This is a genomic window from Psychrobacter sp. SWN149 (genome assembly GCF_015864565.1).
Classification (GTDB): domain Bacteria; phylum Pseudomonadota; class Gammaproteobacteria; order Pseudomonadales; family Moraxellaceae; genus Psychrobacter.
In genome coordinates this window covers 258,291-277,452 of the sequence record NZ_JADYWX010000003.1, presented here as the reverse complement: position 1 = coordinate 277,452, position 19,162 = coordinate 258,291, and the positions used below count along the sequence as shown (strand labels likewise).

Genomic DNA, 19,162 nt, shown 5'->3' with positions numbered 1-19,162 from the left:
AGAAATTCTTATGCCTAATTCTGCAAAAGCTCTACCTAAGCGTTTAATTGAAATACCAGAGATGCGCCGTATTCAGCATTTGCATTTTGTTGGTATTGGCGGTTCAGGCATGTGCGGTATTGCGGAAGTGATGAACAATCAAGGCTATCAAGTCAGCGGTTCTGACATCGCAGAAAGTCTGGTCACTAAGCGTCTACAGCAGATTGGCATCGAGATATCGATCGGTCATGACTCTAAAAACATCGCCAATGCTGATGTTATCGTTGTATCCTCAGCGATTGATCGCAGTAACCCTGAAGTTAAAGCGGCGCTTGAAGCTCGCCTGCCAGTGGTACGCCGTGCCGATATGCTTGGTGAATTGATGCGCTATCGTCATGGTATTGCGGTTGCGGGTGCGCATGGCAAGACGACCACGACCAGTTTGCTCACCACGATGATGGCCGAAGGACAATTAGATCCAACGTATGTGATCGGCGGTAAGCTAAATGCGTCGGGTAAAAACGCGGCACTCGGCAGCAGCCGTTTCTTGGTAGCAGAAGCCGATGAGTCTGACGCGTCGTTTTTATCCTTGCATCCAATGGCCGCGATTGTGACCAATATCGATCAAGACCATATGGAAACCTATGAAAACAGTTTTGACAAATTAAAAGCGGCCTACATTCAGTTTCTACAAAACATGCCGTTTTATGGTCTAGCAGTGGTCTGCGGTGATGATCCTGAACTGTATGCGATGATTGATGATATTGGTCGTCCTGTATTGACCTTTGGTCTTGAGCCTTTTAACGACGTACAAGCCATTGATTTGGTCACCGAAGGGACTAAAACCCACTTTACGGTATTGCGCCGTGACCGTGAGCCGTTACGTCTGACGTTGAACATTCCTGGTACGCACAATGTCTATAATGCACTAGCTGCTATTACGATGGCGACCGATGAAGGCGTAGATGATGCCGCGATCGTACGTGCCCTACAGAAATTTGAAGGCGTGGGTCGTCGTTTTGAGCAGCATGCCTCGGTCGATATCGATGATGGCAATGTCTTATTGATTGACGATTACGGTCATCATCCAAAAGAAGTCGATGCAACCATCAAAGCTGCTCGTCAGAGCTTTCCAGATCGCCGCTTAGTGATGTTATTCCAGCCGCATCGTTATAGCCGTACCCGTGATTGCTATGATGATTTTGTGGAGGTGCTATCAAGCGTTGATGAGCTACTACTATTGGATGTATATTCAGCAGGTGAGAGTCCAATCACTGGGGCTGATACCAAGTCGCTAGCCCGCAGTATTCGTTTGCGCGGTGAAGTTGAACCGACCATTATTGACAAAGACAATCTTGCACCTGTCATGCAGCGTTTATTGAAAGCCAATGATATGTTGATTACCCAAGGCGCTGGTAATGTGGGACAGATCGCGGTCGATTTGGCTGCCAATAACCTTTATATTAAGTAAAATAACAATACTAAATAAGCCAAAACTCAGGGATTATCTTCATGACGACCAATAATAAAGACAACATAAGCACTCAGGATGCTGCTGTTAGTGATGTGTCTGTAGACACCATGACTACTCACACAAAAGATGCCAGTCAGTTTGGTAAAGTAGCGGTTATCTATGGCGGCACCAGCAATGAGCGTAGTGTCTCTCTAGACAGTGGTGCTGCTGTGTTGCAAGCGCTACAAAATCAAGGCGTCGATGCCACACATTTTGACCCAAAGCACCAAGATATTACTGAGCTACGTGAGTATGATCGCGTGTTTAATGTCTTGCATGGTCGCGGCGGCGAAGACGGTTTATTACAAGGTGTGCTGCAGTGGTTTGATATCCCGCAAACAGGCTCAGGTATTTTGGCATCGGCGCTGGGTATGGATAAAGTACGCACCAAGCAGCTATGGCAAGGTTGCGGCTTGGCCACCGCACCATTTTCATTATTGACCGCTGAGACCGATTGGCAGCAAGTCGTGAATACATTAGGATTGCCGCTGATTATTAAGCCCGTTCATGAAGGCTCAAGCATTGGTATGACCAAGGTCAATACGCTTGATGAATTGCCAGCAGCCTATGCTACTGCTGTAGAGTGCGGTGATGCAGTGATGGCTGAGCGCTGGATTACTGGCCGTGAGTTTACGATTGTCATCATTGACGACGAAGCCTATCCTATCATTCGCCTTGAGCCTGCTGATATTACCAACTTCTATGATTTTGAGGCCAAGTATAATCGTAATGATACCAGCTACTATATTCCTTGTGGATTGAGTGCTGCTGAAGAGACGCATCTACAAGAATTGAGTCTGGCAGCCTTTCGTGCCGTCGATGCAAAAGGCTGGGGCCGTATCGATGCCATGCAAGATGAAGCAGGCAATTTTTGGTTGCTTGAAATCAATACCGTACCAGGTATGACCAGTCATAGTTTGGTACCGATGGCCGCAAAAGCGAAAGGAATGGACTTTGATTCATTGTGCTGGCACATACTAGCACAGACGTTGTAGCCCGCTATTAAGGCTATTGAATGTATCACTAGAGCTGCTATAGCACAACTTCATGTAAACTTGTGTAAATTCCTTGCTCCTAGTAGGTGTTAGGCTATTGTTTAATCATAAAATACGTTAATATTGTAATAATAGGTCTGTTTCAGTAATATTTATGTTTTTTTATGAATATTCATGATAAGTGATTCATAAATTAAGAAAAATGTTACGTTTAAATGAGACGAATCGCTGCATATACATAGTTTTCTTGACAGACTTTGATAATATAGCGAATTACCAAGCATCTGCAAAACATATGCAGAGAGACATCAATAAATAGCATGATCAGTTTTATGCAAATATAGGGACACAGGTCGTTATGGCTCAAACTGTCAACGAGGTAACTGACTTGATGAGTGATACAGCTGGTCGCCCAAAATCTAAAATCCAATTACCGCCTTTTGTCAAGTACCTCTTTATGGTGTTGGTATTAGGATTATTGGTGCTGATATTGGTGATGGGTGGTAAAGCATTACGTGATGCACCGCCTGCTGAGATCCATGTTAGTAATAAAGATTTGTCCGTTGGTCAATACCATGCCTTACAAGACGTGATGGATCAGCAGCAGGTAAGCAGCTTTTTTACCTCTGATTTGCAGGCACTAAGAGATATTACGATGGGTCTGGCTTGGGTCGACCAAGTGAGCATCTCTCGTGATTGGCAACGCGGTATTGTTGTGACGGCATTGCCCAAACAAGCTGTTGCCAATTTTGGCACAGAGCGTTTGGTTGATGCAAAAGGCTCAGTATTCGTCCCTGTTGATAGTCAAGATTTGACGCAGCAGCGCTTTGCGACCTTACAAGGTGAGATGAATCAAGCACCCGTTATTATGCAGCAAATGCAGCAAGTCAATGACTGGTACGCACCTCTTGGTATGCAGGTTGATGATATTATCCTATCACCTAGAATGACATGGTTGATACGGTTTGATAATGGGCTGCGTGTGATTGTCGATAATGAGAACACGGCACAAAAACTATTGAACCTCAGTCAGTTGCTTGGTCATCAGTTAAGTACCCGCCGAGATGAGATGCAGTCTGTAGACTTGCGCTACAAGAATGGTTTTACGATCGCTTGGAACGTAACAGCACCTGCTGATGAGTCAAAATAAAGAATATATGTAAAACATCATAGCGTTTTGATAACGCTTTTTTTAATGAATGAATAGGGGAGTGTTACGATCTCTCCTGTTTCGCGATAATTTGTCTGGTACCATGAAAAATAATGAAAATCTGGTTGTTGTCCATTTAAGTGCCACGGCGGTTTACGTCGTCATTGGCAATGTTGTCTCTGCAAGAGACATTCGCATTTTGGGTGTGGGACAAGCAAAGAACAGCGATTTTTATCAAGGCCGAATAAAGCATCGTGAACGCTTGCAGGGTGCGATTAAACAAGCTATCCAAGAAGCAGAAGACATGGCTAACTGCCGTGTACACAGTGTTTGGCTAACGCTGGCAACCCCTGAGCTTTCTAGTAAAAACAGCGCTGGGGACGTTAAGGTAGAAGATGACGTCGTTCGTGCCAAAGACATGGTGCAAGCATTGGCCAACGCCAAATCGCGAGATTTATCATCAGATTATTATTTGATGCATTGCTGTCAGCAAGGTATCTATGTCGATGACCAAGAGCATATGGTTGACGATGTTATTGAGATGATGGCGCATAACATTACGGTCATGTATCACATGATGATGATGCCCGTGGCCAGTCGCCAAAACATTCAGAAACTACTACAAAGTTGTGATGTTGGTATTGATCATATCGTGTTTGATGCGGTCACCAGTGCCGAATACAGCTTGATGAGTGATGAGCGTCAGCAAGGCGTTTGCTTGGTAGACATTGGTGCCAGTACCACTAGCATTTGTGTGTATAAAGAAAACAAACTCATCTTTACCCATTGTATTGCCACTGGCAGCCATGAAGTAACGATGGATATTTCAGCTGATTTTGGTATCTCCATGATTGAAGCTGAAAAGCTCAAAAAGAGTCATGGTACCGCTGATGTCAATAGTGTGGATCCAAGCTCGTTTTTCTTGTTCAAACCGCAAGGATCAGGCGATGAGATGAATATTGGCATTTATAACTTAGCCCGTATTGTCGAGGCTCGTTATGTGCAAATATTCACTGAAGTGGCTCGTCAATTACACGAAGCAGGTTTGATCGGTTATATTGACAAAGGTATCGTGTTGACGGGTGGCGGTAGTACCATTAAAGGTATGGTACCTTTTGCTAAAAAACTGCTCAAAATGCCAGTGGTAATGACAAACACGCATCCAGCCATTAGTGCTTACAACCATTTTGATAACGATGAGTCATTTAAGCAGCTCAATAGCCAAGTAAATAGTCGTCATTATCAAACGGCTTTTGGCACACTATTATATAGTCAGAGCGAGCAGTTTCGCCGTAGCGAAAAAAGTGAACCTGAAGCGATTCAAAAAAATCGAATGACGGGTGTTTTTCAAAGTGCAGGACAGCGTTTTGCTAATGTATTGAAAAAAATACTGTAGCGCTGTTTGCTGAAAAAATCAAAACATGCCATTTGCCCATATAATTTTCGAATTATTCAAGGATATAAAATGAGCGATGTTAAAAAACATATTTTAAGTAATAATAGCAACACTCTAAGCGATAGACATATTACTGTCTAGCTAGACTATTTACACCATACTCTGTCTTATTTAAATACATTTATATATAGTATGTCGATAGCGCGCCATATGAGTGCGTTACTTCGTATCGACCTACACGCTATCTGCAACTGGAGAATCTTTTTTATGTCAAAATACACCATGCCAGATGATAATCAGCTTCAAAATAACGGCCAAGCGAGCTTCACTGTATTCGGTGTTGGCGGCGGCGGCGGTAATGCAGTTGAACATATGGTACAACAAGGTATTAGAGGTGTAACGTTTGTCTGTGCTAATACAGATAAGCAAGCGCTTGATCGTCTAACTGCCCCTCATAAACTGCAACTTGGCGCAAAGACGAACCGTGGCCTTGGTGCAGGTGCAAATCCAGAAGTGGGCCGTGAAGCAGCAGAAAGCGAAGAAGAAGCCATCCGTGCATTGCTTGAGCATGCAGATATGGTATTCATTACCGCTGGAATGGGCGGTGGTACAGGCACGGGCGCTGCACCTGTTGTAGCACGTATCGCTAAAGAGATGGAAGTGCTGACCGTGGCTGTTGTGACCACACCATTTAAGTTCGAAGGCGGCAAGCGTATCAAAGCGGCTAAAGCAGGTATTGAGCAGCTAACTAACTTTGTTGATTCAATTATCACCATTCCAAATGATAAATTGATGAGTGTATACGGCAATATCTCTATGCAAGATGCCTTTAAAAAGGCAGATGATGTGCTATTGCATGCTGTGCAAGGTATTGCTGAGACCATCGCTAGCGAAGGTATGATCAATATCGATTTCAACGATATCCGTACTGCTATGACTGCTAAAGGTCATGCGATGATGGGTATTGGTCGCGCCAGCGGTGATGATCGTGCGCGTCAAGCCACTGAAAAAGCCATCAGATCACCACTACTCGATGACTTGCGTCTAGAGAATGCCAAAGGTCTATTGGTCAATGTGATCTCTTCTGAGTCACTATCATTGGACGAGATGAGCAAAATCAGCGCCATCGTTGAAGAAATCACTGACATCGATGACGCTCATATTTTCTATGGTTCTGTCATCGATGAAAAAATGGGTGAAGACTTGCACGTGACCGTTATTGCAACGGGTCTAACGTTAGACGAAAATGCAGGACAAGAGCCAGAAGTGGTAGAGCAGCCAGTACCTTCTGTTAATAGCACACAGCCTGTTGATCCTAATGTACATACCAGTGCATTAAATAGCCAAAAGCAGTCACAAGCGAAAATGCAGCAAGACAATGTGGTACGTCCAAGTGCTTCTCAAGAGAAGCCACAGACCAAAACAAACAGTATTCAAGATTACCTGAAGCGTCAACAAAACAAATAATTTTCGATATGTTTTGAGCTTAGGTACTTCTTAGAAAAAGCCAGCGTCCATCGCTGGCTTTTTTGTGTTTGACAGTAAAGTATTCTGTCGATGTAAAAGCACTCAGGTAAAAGAAGTATGAATAAAAGTGTTACAAATGATGGGTCAACTCGGTCTGATAGTAGCCGTCAAACACGCCATATAAGCGCAAAAGTAACCGATGAGTCAAGTACGATAAGTGTTATCAATCAAGGAGATAAGGAAATTAGCCATTTTTATCTATAGCGAATAAGGGCTAGGTAATGGTACACTGTGTCAATTGTAACAAAATATGTGAGAAGACAGCCATGAACCAAAGAACCATAAAAACAGCAATAGCCGTTACGGGTACTGGTCTCCATAGTGGTCAGCCTGTGGATTTAGAGTTTCACCCGCAGCCGATTGACACAGGTATTGTTTTTGAGCGCTCTGATATTGTAGGTAGTAAGCCAATCCCAGCGAGTGCTTTTTTAGTGCAAGATACGATGATGTCATCAAACCTAGTATTTGGTGGTACGAGAGTCGGCACGGTTGAGCATTTACTCAGTGCCATTGCTGGACTTGGTGTGGATAACCTTTTGGTTCGAGTCTCTGCATCAGAGATACCTATTATGGATGGTAGTGCAGCTCCTTTTGTGGCGCTGTTACTTGATGCAGGATTTTGTGAGCAAGAAGCCGCCAAAAAATTCATTAAAATTATACGTCCAGTACGAGTAAAAATAGAAGACAAGTGGGCAGAACTGCGTCCTTACGACGGATATGAATTAAACTTTGAGATCGATTTTGACCATCCTGCTATCGACAAAAACTTTCAACATGCACAGCTGCAGTTTTCTACTCAAAACTTCATTGAGCAATTGAGTACTGCGCGTACTTTTGGGTTTTTACGTGACATAGAGGCATTACGTCAAAACAATCTAGCGTTGGGTGGCAGTATGGACAATGCTATCGTAATTGATGATGTTAATATCTTAAATGTAGAAGGATTACGTTTTAACGATGAGTTCGTCCGTCATAAGATTTTGGATGCTCTAGGGGATTTATATTTGATAGGTTATCCGATTTTGGGTCGTTTTAATGCCTATAAGTCTGGTCATGCATTAAACAATTTGCTGGTGCGTGAGATATTATCTGATGATGATAACTTTGAAATTGTAACTTTTGATGACAATGTAACGTGTCCTATCGAATATTTGCCATTGAATAGCATGGTCGTTGAAGGATAAATACAGGAACACACACGAAGTATCGAAACATTTACGCAATATTACATAGAATGGTCATAATTACATTTATATAATATTTGATATTTTGAATATACGTTCGATATTTAATGGTTGGTTTTTCTGTAGGATAGAGTGTACAAAAGCTGAGAGTGTTTTTTATATCATTTAATGGTCGTATTCTGATTATGAATATAACCATTGAATGATTTTTTTTGTTTGTGGTATTACAAAAATACAGCGTCGACACCGTTATTTTACTTCTATGCTTACACAACTTTACATTTAAGGGATGAGATTTTTAGTCATTTATCAGTCGCAAAAGCGCATTTTTGAGGTTTTTATCAGTGGTGACATGCTCTGCGGCCTGTGATATAGTCCTTTTTGTGTTTTGGCTAAGCGTCTGATTTTCATTGGCTTTATAAGACTTTGATGAAGTTGCTGATGATGACTGAGATAGCTTACGATCAGCAGATGTTTTGGCCACAATGACGCGGATTTGTTTGAGTTGTTTAAATGTAATCGACTGCTCTGTTAATACCTGTAGATAAGCACTCTGTAAATAGCGAATGTGATTTGCAGCGGTCATCGAGCCGACACTGAGTACTAGTTGCTCAGAGGTTAGGCCGACAACCCAGCAGGTATCTAGGATTTCCTCAGGTAGACAGTCTATTAATAGCTCTTTTATCTCATTGGTTACTTCTATATATAGCCGCATATTAGTTGCAAGGGTTTGTGGTAGTGCGCTACCAGCAAAAGCTTGATGGTCTATAAGCTGGGCAAGCCGATTAGGCTGTTTCTTTGACATCGTAATGACTCATCTAATAGGTGACAAACTCGATACTCACAGCAGATATGCTCAACGCAATATATAGCAATTGATTCATGAAGTAGTTGACTGGACTGGCCGTAAAACTGGCATTGGTCACTACTTAAAAAAAGCGAACTGTTCTAATAGGGATTTTATCACGTCTATTTGCTGATTATATCCTCTAAATTAATTGATGCTTCGTCACGGATGACGAGCAGACTTGTATTAACAATAGGTAGTAAATTTATGAAACAAGCTTTATTAATTTTGTCAGTCTTGGGAATGGGTATCGCACAGACGAGTGGTGCTGCTGAAACAACCTTTCAACCAAATAATACCTTGAGTCATACCATCACAAATATCTCTACTTCTGCGAACTACGGTTCTAGTCGTAATATCTATAGCACTAGTAGTGGCGCTCATGTCTATAGTAACGATGAAATTAGTCAAGCGATTGACAACCTAAGCGCTCATGCTCAGCAAAAAGAATACAAGCTCGCTTCATTGACCAGTCGTTTGTCATATGAGCAGCGTCAACAGCAAGCCAGCCGTGTCCCTGATCGCAACTCAGCTCCTGCGATTGCAGCAGCAAATGCGTCACGCGTGGCCTTATCTAGAAGCTCTGGATACTGTGCTCGCTATGTGCGTAAAGCGCTACAATCAGCAGGTTACGAATTTACGCCTAATGCTTCAGCTTATCAGTACGCCTCTCGTGGCACGCTGGCTCAAGCAGGCTTTACTAAGATCAGTAACGACATGTCGCCACAAGTCGGTGATGTCGTGGTCTACAATCGCACTTCAAGTCGTCCACACGGCCACATTCAGATCTTTGATGGCAATGACTGGGTATCTGATTTCCGTCAAAACAGCATTAGCCCATATAGCGGCAATTATAGCTATACGACATGGCGCGATTCGCAGTATGTTGATGATGCATCAGACCGTGGTATTTACCTTGCAATGGCTGACAAATAAATATCAGTTAGATATTGCCTGAGCGATAATAAGTATTCTCCAAAACCAGTAATGTTATCTATAACATTACTGGTTTTTTCGATTAAAATATCGCAGGCTAAAGGCTAAAGGCTAAAGGCTAAAGGCTAAAGGCTAAAGGCTAAAGGCTAAAGGCTAAAGGCTAAAGGCTAAAGGCTAAAGGCTAAAGGCTAAATGTAGACCAGTGCTGGCGATTATGAAAATCAGCTGGTGACGCATGACTTGAGGCAAAATACAAAGCAGTCTCACCAAATTGTAAGATGACACAAGGATGTATCTGCTCGATTGGCAGGTTTTGGATGGCGTATTGCTGATTGGACAGTTGATTCAAATGTATAGTAAAAATTCGCTCATAATCACAATGCTCGTTCATGACGGTCGACGCGTTATTTGAGGCCTCTTTGAATGACATCATTAACGGTTCTGTATGATCAACCCAATCAATAGATACAGGTGTGCATCCATCGTCTTTATATAAGGGGATTGGTGGTAATGTGGCAGGGTTACGATAGCTTTTAAAATTGTAAAGCGCATAACGACCATCAGGGCTGGCATTGATTTCTATATAAGGGACTGTTTGCTGAATCTCTGTCGTGTGTCTGTCAATCAGCGAATCACCAGCAATGAAGCATTCTAGGCAAGTCTCTTCCCACAAGTAATCAGAAAATCCCGCTCGCTTTGACTGCCATACTGGCCAATGTAGCTTATGTACCAATATTTGGTTGGGCACAGTGATTTGATAGGTCAGTTGCAAGCACAATGCAGGCTGCTGGATAACCTGAGCACTGACGTTAATACCAATATGTTTTAAGTCGTCTACGCTGACGCCCAGTTGCTTTACATCGTTTGCGATATTGTCTGTGGACAGACAGAGGTCAAAGGTCTGCTTCATGGTTTAGCCAGCTCCACAATCAAGATAAAAAAGTCGTAATGGGTAAAAGACAGTGCGTTACACGTCTCGCTAAATCACTATTTTAGATAAATAACATACTCTAAATAGCATAAAAGCCGCGAGCAAGATGCATCGCGGCTTTTATGTTCTACCGTCGTCATCACTTGGTTATTGTATCAATGGATACGGCATCTCATTGCTCAAACCAAGCTTGTCCTCACATTTACTGTGCATGACGAGATAGGTTAGAAAGCTTAGGGTTAGCATTTGGGTTTTTACGCAATAACAATGCCATGCGGCCAATTGAATGAACTAAAGATGCCTTGGCTGCTTTAGCAAGCTGCTCTCCAATAACATCACGTTCTTCTTTTGTGCCAGCAGGCAGTTTTACTTTAATAAGCTCATGATCTGATAGAGCGCGATCAATCTCTTCGCTAATAGTCGGGGTGATACCTTTGTTGCCAATCATAACGATAGGCTTTAGCTCGTGACCGATGCCTCTTAGGCGTTTGATGGTAGCGTTATCGAGTTGCATAGAATTCCTAGGTGTTGGTAAAAATAAAAAAGGTGCTGTCAAAAACAGTTATGGATCATTATAGATAATCTGTGACTATCTTGCATGAGATCAGCAGGATTTTGCACGATTTTACGTGACGAAAATGTTAAACTAAATGTTTGGTCACATTATAAACGCTACTGCCTTATAAAACAGTGTTTTAACCAAGAGAATTTGGTCAGTTGAATGATCAATCACGAATAAATAGCATTATTAAAGGCACTCTCTAGTAATCGCCACATAATTGAGTTCAATTCGTAAGTAATCGAAGAGATTGTATGTAGTTTTTGTAAAGTAATAGGAGCAGGTATTTTGGCCACACGTATTGAAAACAACAAACTGTCAAAGAGTAGTAGTGCTTGGATGAAAGAGCACATTGACGATCATTATGTGAAAAAGGCTCAACAAGATGGCTATCGTGCCCGTGCTGCTTATAAGTTATTAGAAATCAACGAAAAAACCAGTCTTATTAAAAAAGGTATGACGGTTGTCGATTTGGGTAGTGCACCCGGTAGTTGGTCACAAGTAGCAGGTCAACTGGTCGGCGAAAAAGGTATCTTGATTGCCTCTGATATTTTGCCGATGGATACCTTACCTGATGTCACCTTTATCCAAGGCGATTTTCGGGAAGCTGAAGTGTTTGACGCCATCATGGCAGAAGTAGGTGATAGGCAAGTCGACGTCGTATTGTCTGATATGGCACCCAATACTGCGGGTAATAGTGCTATCGATCAGCCGCGTATGATGTACTTGTGCGAGTTGGCAGTGGAATTTGCACTTGCAACCTTACCAGAAGGTGGCGCACTTATTATGAAAGTGTTTCAAGGCGAGGGTACACAAGAATTACGCAAGCAGATGCAGCAGGATTTTAGTAAGATTCGTAGTATCAAGCCAGGTGCATCACGACCACGCTCAAAAGAGATGTTTTGGATAGCGATTAAATAGTTTTAATATCAATGGGTTGTTGGTATTGCAAGTAAGACAATGAGTCACCATAAAATGTCATTATCAAAATATAAAAACCACTACAATCGTTAACTGAATAATCGTGAAACCTGCTTGAATTATGCGGGTTAGCACCACATATCATGGTATATTACCTTTGTTTTTAGCATACGTTTTAGGCAAAGTCGTCTGGGAATAAATGTTTTATCAGCTTAATAACAATGGATTTGTGTTTATCTGATACTGATTGCTTATAAAAACAGCCTTTATGCTATCTGTTGATCATAGAAGTCTGAGCGAGAAGTTTTTGATATTAGGAAATCCACCAAAAATGAGCAATACATTTATAGACGTCACGTGTTTAGTAAACACACCAATAAGTAAGGGATGGGAATAACTAGTGAGCGACATGGTAAAAAATACCTTATTGTGGCTGGTGGTAATCGGCGTTTTGGTACTGGTGTTTAGCGGCTTTGATCAATCATCTGAGCCGGATAACCTTAACTACTCTGAGTTTGTGACCGCCGTGTCAGAGAGTCAGGTAGCCAGTGTCGAAATCGACGGCGAACAGATCACCGGCGAAAAGAAAAATGGCTCATCTTTTGAGACTATTAGACCAGCTGTGTCCGATGACCAGTTAATGCCAATGCTACGTGAGAACCAAGTCGAAGTTCAAGGAACGGCACCAAAGCGCCAAAGCGTATTGATGCAATTACTAATAGCCAGTTTCCCAATCTTACTGATTATTGGTTTATTCTTATTCTTTATGCGTAATATGCAAGGCGGTGCTGGCGGCAAAGGCGGCGGTCCTATGAGCTTTGGTAAATCTAAAGCCAAAATGCTGACCGAAGACCAAATCAACGTGAACTTTGAAGATGTGGCTGGTTGTGAAGAAGCCAAAGAAGAAGTGGTTGAAGTGGTTGAGTTCTTACGTGATCCTGATAAATTTACTAAGCTCGGTGCGACGATTCCTCGTGGTATCTTGATGGTAGGGCCGCCAGGTACGGGTAAGACGCTACTAGCAAGAGCCATTGCTGGTGAAGCTAAAGTACCGTTCTTCTCTATCTCAGGTTCTGATTTCGTTGAGATGTTTGTCGGTGTCGGTGCATCTCGTGTCCGTGATATGTTCGAACAAGCGAAGAAAAGTGCTCCTTGTATCATCTTTATCGATGAGATTGATGCAGTCGGTCGTCATCGTGGCTCTGGTATGGGCGGCGGCAACGACGAGCGCGAGCAGACACTGAACCAGTTATTGGTTGAGATGGATGGGTTTGAGGGCAATGAAGGCGTTATCGTTATTGCTGCAACCAACCGTGCTGATGTACTTGATAAAGCATTACTGCGTCCAGGTCGTTTTGACCGTCAGGTACAAGTAGGCTTGCCGGATATCAAAGGTCGCGAGCAAATCTTAAAAGTGCATTTGAAGAAACTGCCAAACACGATCAGTGTAGACGCAAGTTCTCTTGCTCGTGGTACACCAGGTTTCAGTGGTGCACAGCTTGCTAACCTTGTAAACGAAGCGGCACTATTTGCAGCACGTCGTAACAAGACCAGCGTCGATATGAATGACTTTGAAGATGCCAAAGACAAGCTGTATATGGGTCCTGAACGTAAGTCCATGGTGATACGTGAAGAAGAACGCCGTGCGACTGCGTATCATGAAGCAGGTCATGCGTTAGTAGCTGAGCTATTACCAGGTACCGATCCTGTACATAAGGTCACTATTATGCCTCGTGGTTTTGCCCTCGGTGTGACTTGGCAGCTACCAGAACACGACCAGACCAGTATGTATAAGTCGAAAATGCTGAGCGATATTGCTATTTTGTTCGGTGGTCGTATCGCCGAAGAAGTCTTTATCAATCAAATGTCGACGGGTGCTTCAAACGACTTTGAACGTGCTACCAAAATGGCACGGGCGATGGTAACGAAATACGGTATGTCTGATGCACTTGGTATCATGGTGTACGAAGATGACGACAACTCTCAAGGGTATTTCGGCGGAGGTGGTCGTACTATCTCTGAAGCCACTCAGCAAAAGGTCGATGAAGAAGTACGCCGCATGCTAGAGGAGCAGTATGATATCGCTCGTGAATTGATTGAAGGTAATCAAGAGAAAATGCATGCCATGGTTGACGCTCTCATGAAATGGGAAACCATTGACCGTGATCAATTGCAAGATATTCTAGCAGGTGAGGCCCCGCGTCCACCAAGAGTGTATCAGTATAACGAAGTTAATTTGTCAAAAAACGACATCAAAACAACGGGTACTACGCCGCCACCATTACCAGCGATGTAGGCTCTAACTGATTCATGTTTAATAAGAAGCCCTTTATAATAAAGGGCTTTTTTATTGTCATCATTTTATACAGGGCTTAGGATAGCCTAAGATTTACTGGTATCATAAGCATAGACAATAAGAATAAACGCTATATTACAAATTTTAATTATGATGGATTGCTCATGTCATTATTTCAACCTTTACCCAATTATAAAATATCTAGCCGTGATAAAACCTTGGATTTATCTCAGCCGCATATCATGGGCATTCTTAATGTGACACCTGACTCGTTTTCAGATGGTGGGCAATTTAGCGAAGTGGATAAAGCGGTCGCTCATTGTCAGCAAATGATAAATGAAGGCGCCACTATTATTGATATTGGCGGTGAATCTACTCGCCCAAACGCTGATACTGTGGCGACTGCCGAAGAGTTACAGCGTGTGGTGCCAGTCGTACAAGCCATACGTCAGCATTGCGGTGATGATATCTGGTTATCTATTGATACCAGCAATCCAGAGGTCATGCAGGCAGCATTTGATGCAGGTGCTGATATTTGGAATGATGTTCGAGCACTAAAACGTACGGGTGCAGCAGAATTGGCTGCTAGGTTGGACATACCAGTCATGCTGATGCACATGCGCGGTGAGCCAACCACGATGAACAATCTGGCTCAGTATGAGGATGTGGTTAATGACGTGATCACAGAGTTGACGACGCGTATTGAGGAAGTAACGCAGCTTGGTGTTAAACGAGATAAAATAATTCTAGACCCAGGCTTTGGTTTTGCAAAAAACCATGAGCATCATTGTGCCCTATTAAGTCAGTTTGATAAGTTACAAGCATTGGATTTACCCTTGATGTTTGGTATTTCACGTAAGCGTTTTTTAGCAGAAGTATTGACCAATAGTGGCGTACAAACGGTGAAGATAACGCAAGCAGTAGAGCGAGATGCAGTGGGTACTGCTGCCGGGTTGTTTGCACTACAGCAGGGCGCCAGTATCATACGTACGCATAATGTGGCGATGATGCAGCAAGCAGTTGCGTTATGGCATCAGCTGTCTGAATATAACCAGTGTTAGGCGCACACACACTATAGTCAGAGAACTAATAAACGGCTACAGCGTTACTCTCCCTAGATGTACTATTTGTACAGTCTTCAGTCGGCTGACTTGACCCCATTTTAGATTTCTTCGGCTATACCTATAATATGAAAAACCCTCTTAATCAATAAAGGTAGCATTATGACCATTCAGCCAGAACCAACCAATGAGCAGCGCCGTATTATTTATCAAGCACGTCGCGGACTAAAAGAGTTAGATTTTTATATTGATCCTTATATTAAAGAGCTGTATCTGACAGCAAGCGCTGAAGAGCAAGCGGCCTTTGCTGAAATGCTCACTCATGAGGATCCTGATTTATTGGATTATTTTACCAATCAAAATCGTCCAGAATCAGAGGCTATATGGGCGTTGGTCAATAAGATAAAGACATGGCGTCATACCAAAGATTTGGCCTAGTCTCTAACGCTTATTTTGGTATTCATATATGGCACTATTAACTTCTTTGCGTATTGATACGGCCATTCAGTCTATGAGCTATATACGCGTGTTGCTATATATTAGTGTGATGAGTGCTATGCTGATATTGGCATATTTTGCCTCTTTAGCTTTGTGGCAGTATGGACTGATCTTAGTCGTCTTGGTGGCCACTGATATTTATGTAGCGATGTCACGACCGAGTCTATTGCATCTGAGCCAACCACCACTTAACCAACGCGTGGATAAACAGTGGCAATTGTTGATGCGGCTGGGTCGCGGTGAGCAATTGTGGCAAGCTCATTTGAAGGCTGTCCACCGATACCAATGGGCCATACACTTTGAGTTCAATGTGATTGAGCCTTACCATCGTTCCTTATCAGCAACGGTCTTTCGCGATCAAGTGAGCGCTGAGCAATGGCGAGAGTTGAGTATTTTGGCCAATATGATGAATCATTAGGTGTAAGAGAAAAGTACGGTTCTTGGTTTTGCCTTTGTAAAAAGGCTTACGAATACCTACATGTCTCAACAAAATAGGTATCTTGATGATGACAAAAATTTGCTATATTAATGGATGCTATTACGAGGTCTTATTCTGCAAGTTTATTGTTTAGAGGGGTGTTTTCAGGATAAGACAGTCGTTATTCATAATGAATAAGATGACAACAATAGGAATAGACTATGAGCTTATTAGGGAATTTAATCAGTCAGGTCGCACGTAGCGCAATGAATCCAGAGGACGCTCAGCGTAATCCAGTCAATCAACGTACCGACACACGGCAGACGGGTGGACTAGGGGATATATTAGGTAGCGTATTGGGCGGCAATGGTCAGGCAGGTGGTTATAATCCACAGCAACAGAACCGTCAAGCAGATAATGGGTTTGGCTTGGATGATATCATTGGTGGGTTGACAGGCGGTGGTCTTACAGGTGGCAATCAACGTGGGGGCGTGAGCTCAGGCACTGGCGGCCTGGGAGACATCTTAGGCAGTGTATTAGGTGGTCAGCGTGCTGGTAGTAGTTTCGGTGGTAAAGGCATGCTAATCGCTGCATTGATGCCGATGGTACTGAGCTGGATCAAACGCAATGGCGGCCTAAGCAGTGCATTATCGAAAATTACTGGCATGGGTCATGGCGACAAAGCACGCTCTTGGATGAGTAGCGATGAGGCCAACGACAATTTAGATCCAAACGAGATAAGCCGTCTATTTGACGAAAGCGAAATTCAGCAAGTGGCAGCGCATACTGGTGCTAATGAGACGGAAGTACGTCAAGGACTTGCTGAGCTTTTACCTGAGGTGATGAATCAATTAACTCCTCATGGCAATCTAGATGATGAGAATGAGGCCAATACAGAGATTGATGACATTATTAATCAGCTGTCTAGCCGTCTTGATACTTTAAAGTAATTCAGTATTTTAGATGAGTTAAGCTGGAATGACTGCAAGTATTAACTAAGGAGCACATTAAGTAACGTGCTCTTTTTTATATTTGTCGCAATAGTATAATCTATTGATAGGGTCTCTTTTTCTGCGAACCTATTTTAGCTCCGTATATTATGAAGTGTACTAACCATGAGAAAATAAGATAAGGAACAGCAACAGCTAGAAAATAACCGAGACCCATAGCAATTAGAATTAGAGTATCATCTTCAAAATATGTCTCACCTTTTTTAATAACATTATTGAACGTTGCTTCATCTTCTGAATTAATAAACTCCATTCGCCCATTTGAGGTAATGAAGGAAAGAAGAGGGGTTTCACATACAAGGTCTCTTTCTTCCAAAATACAACCATTCATTTCTAATGTTTTACCATTTACTAAACTGCTCACATCTAGCATCGCACCGTTATCAATATTCTCAAAATAGACATTAATTGGAACATCAAGGTCATATAACCCTAAAGTGTGATCTGAGGATAAGGCGTTGTATCTTATAAAGAATTTATCTTTAACTACATCATTAAGTCCACTAGTTGTTAATCGCATAAGGTAGCAATCACCTCTACTTATACTACATTGTACAAGTTGCTTCCTTGGATTATCAAAGTCCTGTTGCGGTAGCCAAAAACTAATAACTAGAGCTGGAATTGCTAAGACTATTGATAACCTAATATACTGTTGTTTATTCAAATTAACCTCGTTGATATTATTGTATTTATCACTAAACAAGGAACAGTAAGCGTTTATTTCAAACGTCTTGATATTGGCAGCGACAGTAAGGCCTTAAAATCGCTCATCTAACGTCTCTGGTGTGTAGTTAAGCGCGGCAAAACAGATGTCCGTATTAAACCCTCTATATTGCAAAAACCGTAACTGGCGTGCTTTGTCTTTTTGTTCGATAGGTATGCCATCGCCGTACTTCTTAGTGCGTGCTACCACAGCCAATTTTAGCCAGTCTACGCCATCGACCAGATTGTCTGCACTATCATCTACAAACTCGCTAAATTCATCAGACTCTGCATTTGCCATATCAATCAGCTCATCAACATTACTGGGCATGGCAACCTTTTTGCGATAGAACTCTTGCTTGATACGTCCGCGTCCACGGCCTTTGCGGATATTTTCACGTATGAGCATCAAAGTCGTTCGGTAATCACTTTGATAGCCTTTTTCTTCAAACTCATCGAGCAGCGCATCAACTTTATCTGGATCTTGCTCTTTATCAATGAGCTTTTGCTTGAGCTCTGCTTTGCCATATTCGCGGCGTGATAAATAATAAAAAGCCAACCACCGTAATCGGCTTTCGGCCTTGATAGCATCTACCTCAGCTTGTCTTTGTTCAGGCGTGCGTAGATAAGCTTTAAGGGCAGCAGGAAGGTTGTCAGTTTGGTTGTTTTGTGCATGATCACTGGATGTCATTGGCGCAGATATTGGTTCTGACGTCTCAGTATAATGCTCAATATTATCGTCAGTAGTAGCGCTTCTATCGTCTTCATTATGATGAACATTGTGCTTTACCTCTGCGAGCATCTCTTTAATGCTCTGTGCTCTTGGTTGCTCATAAGCAGGCACATCGCTAGGTTCAGGTTTGAAATTGGCCGCTGGATGAAAACGTTTTTCACGTTTCTGACGCTTTTTGGGTTTGTTTTTTTTTGAGTTAACAGAGGAGGGTGAGTCAGTCGACTCTATATCAGTTATAGCACCACTAGTAGCTGAGTCGCTATGTGGCGAACGATTATTTGTTGGTCTATGATTCTCTGATGAACTGATTTCTGATGTATTGGTTTTTAAGTGGCTTCTATCTGAAGGTATAAAGCGTTTGCCAGTTTTTCTGGGCTTTTTTGATGTGTCTTTATATGAGTGTTTATAGATTTTTTTTGGTTTGGCATCAGCAATACTGGCTGAGTCGGATTCCGACTCAGCCAGTATTTCAGCCAACGTTTTAATTTCCATTATAAGTCATGATT

General features: G+C 42.5%; 18 protein-coding genes. 13 read left to right on the top strand and 5 right to left on the bottom strand.

Annotated features, from left to right (window positions below; all coding sequences use genetic code 11):
• Positions 1-10: 10 nt before the first annotated feature.
• From murC to lpxC, 6 genes are all read left to right on the top strand, one after another.
• Positions 11-1,450 carry a UDP-N-acetylmuramate--L-alanine ligase gene (gene murC, locus I6E86_RS06650; RefSeq protein ID WP_197176346.1) on the top strand — a complete coding sequence of 480 codons (1,440 nt, stop codon included), beginning with the start codon at positions 11-13 and terminating at the stop codon, positions 1,448-1,450.
• Positions 1,451-1,560: 110 nt separating this feature from the next.
• Positions 1,561-2,487, top strand: coding sequence for a D-alanine--D-alanine ligase (locus I6E86_RS06645; RefSeq protein ID WP_197176618.1), 927 nt, complete (start codon positions 1,561-1,563; stop codon positions 2,485-2,487).
• 358 nt (positions 2,488-2,845) lie between these two features.
• Positions 2,846-3,637: a cell division protein FtsQ/DivIB gene (locus I6E86_RS06640; protein ID WP_197176344.1), complete on the top strand. Its 792-nt coding sequence runs from the start codon at positions 2,846-2,848 to the stop codon at positions 3,635-3,637.
• Between the two features lie 103 nt (positions 3,638-3,740).
• Positions 3,741-5,033: a cell division protein FtsA gene (ftsA, locus tag I6E86_RS06635; protein WP_197176342.1), complete on the top strand. Its 1,293-nt coding sequence runs from the start codon at positions 3,741-3,743 to the stop codon at positions 5,031-5,033.
• Between the two features lie 267 nt (positions 5,034-5,300).
• Positions 5,301-6,500 (top strand): cell division protein FtsZ, encoded by a 1,200-nt coding sequence (gene ftsZ, locus I6E86_RS06630; protein WP_194364690.1) that lies wholly within the window; start codon positions 5,301-5,303, stop codon positions 6,498-6,500.
• Between the two features lie 326 nt (positions 6,501-6,826).
• Positions 6,827-7,744 carry a UDP-3-O-acyl-N-acetylglucosamine deacetylase gene (gene lpxC / locus I6E86_RS06625; RefSeq protein WP_197176340.1) on the top strand — a complete coding sequence of 306 codons (918 nt, stop codon included), beginning with the start codon at positions 6,827-6,829 and terminating at the stop codon, positions 7,742-7,744.
• A gap of 298 nt (positions 7,745-8,042) precedes the next feature.
• On the opposite strand, the gene I6E86_RS06620 is transcribed toward lpxC, so the two are convergent.
• Complete coding sequence (locus I6E86_RS06620; RefSeq protein ID WP_194364693.1) at positions 8,043-8,549, bottom strand: hypothetical protein; 507 nt, start codon at positions 8,547-8,549, stop codon at positions 8,043-8,045.
• 249 nt (positions 8,550-8,798) lie between these two features.
• Between I6E86_RS06620 and I6E86_RS06615 the strand changes: the two genes are divergently transcribed.
• Positions 8,799-9,527: a CHAP domain-containing protein gene (locus I6E86_RS06615; RefSeq protein ID WP_194364695.1), complete on the top strand. Its 729-nt coding sequence runs from the start codon at positions 8,799-8,801 to the stop codon at positions 9,525-9,527.
• A 181-nt stretch (positions 9,528-9,708) separates the two neighbouring features.
• Here I6E86_RS06615 and I6E86_RS06610 read toward each other — a convergent pair whose 3' ends face one another.
• The gene (locus I6E86_RS06610) at positions 9,709-10,437 is read right to left on the bottom strand and encodes a hypothetical protein (protein WP_197176338.1); all 729 of its coding nucleotides are present in this window, start codon (positions 10,435-10,437) and stop codon (positions 9,709-9,711) included.
• A 223-nt stretch (positions 10,438-10,660) separates the two neighbouring features.
• Positions 10,661-10,972 carry a YhbY family RNA-binding protein gene (locus I6E86_RS06605; protein ID WP_194364699.1) on the bottom strand — a complete coding sequence of 104 codons (312 nt, stop codon included), beginning with the start codon at positions 10,970-10,972 and terminating at the stop codon, positions 10,661-10,663.
• A 333-nt stretch (positions 10,973-11,305) separates the two neighbouring features.
• Here I6E86_RS06605 and I6E86_RS06600 point away from each other — a divergent pair, with 333 nt between their 5' ends.
• The 6 genes from I6E86_RS06600 (at position 11,306) to I6E86_RS06575 (ending at position 17,161) form a co-directional block, all read left to right on the top strand.
• A complete protein-coding gene (locus tag I6E86_RS06600) occupies positions 11,306-11,938 on the top strand; it encodes an RlmE family RNA methyltransferase (protein ID WP_197176336.1) in 633 nt (210 codons plus the stop codon).
• A 400-nt stretch (positions 11,939-12,338) separates the two neighbouring features.
• A complete protein-coding gene (gene ftsH, locus I6E86_RS06595; protein WP_320158523.1) occupies positions 12,339-14,234 on the top strand; it encodes an ATP-dependent zinc metalloprotease FtsH in 1,896 nt (631 codons plus the stop codon).
• 164 nt (positions 14,235-14,398) lie between these two features.
• Complete coding sequence (folP, locus tag I6E86_RS06590) at positions 14,399-15,295, top strand: dihydropteroate synthase (RefSeq protein WP_197176334.1); 897 nt, start codon at positions 14,399-14,401, stop codon at positions 15,293-15,295.
• A 162-nt stretch (positions 15,296-15,457) separates the two neighbouring features.
• Positions 15,458-15,733 (top strand): succinate dehydrogenase assembly factor 2, encoded by a 276-nt coding sequence (locus I6E86_RS06585; protein ID WP_194364706.1) that lies wholly within the window; start codon positions 15,458-15,460, stop codon positions 15,731-15,733.
• A gap of 28 nt (positions 15,734-15,761) precedes the next feature.
• Complete coding sequence (locus I6E86_RS06580; protein ID WP_197176332.1) at positions 15,762-16,211, top strand: hypothetical protein; 450 nt, start codon at positions 15,762-15,764, stop codon at positions 16,209-16,211.
• Positions 16,212-16,432: 221 nt separating this feature from the next.
• On the top strand, positions 16,433-17,161 hold the full coding sequence (locus I6E86_RS06575) for a YidB family protein (RefSeq protein ID WP_197176330.1): 729 nt from the start codon (positions 16,433-16,435) through the stop codon (positions 17,159-17,161).
• A gap of 100 nt (positions 17,162-17,261) precedes the next feature.
• On the opposite strand, the gene I6E86_RS06570 is transcribed toward I6E86_RS06575, so the two are convergent.
• Both I6E86_RS06570 and I6E86_RS06565 read right to left on the bottom strand, forming a co-directional pair.
• On the bottom strand, positions 17,262-17,885 hold the full coding sequence (locus I6E86_RS06570) for a hypothetical protein (protein WP_197176328.1): 624 nt from the start codon (positions 17,883-17,885) through the stop codon (positions 17,262-17,264).
• A gap of 93 nt (positions 17,886-17,978) precedes the next feature.
• Complete coding sequence (locus I6E86_RS06565; RefSeq protein ID WP_197176326.1) at positions 17,979-19,148, bottom strand: regulatory protein RecX; 1,170 nt, start codon at positions 19,146-19,148, stop codon at positions 17,979-17,981.
• Between the last annotated feature and the right edge of the window lie 14 nt (positions 19,149-19,162).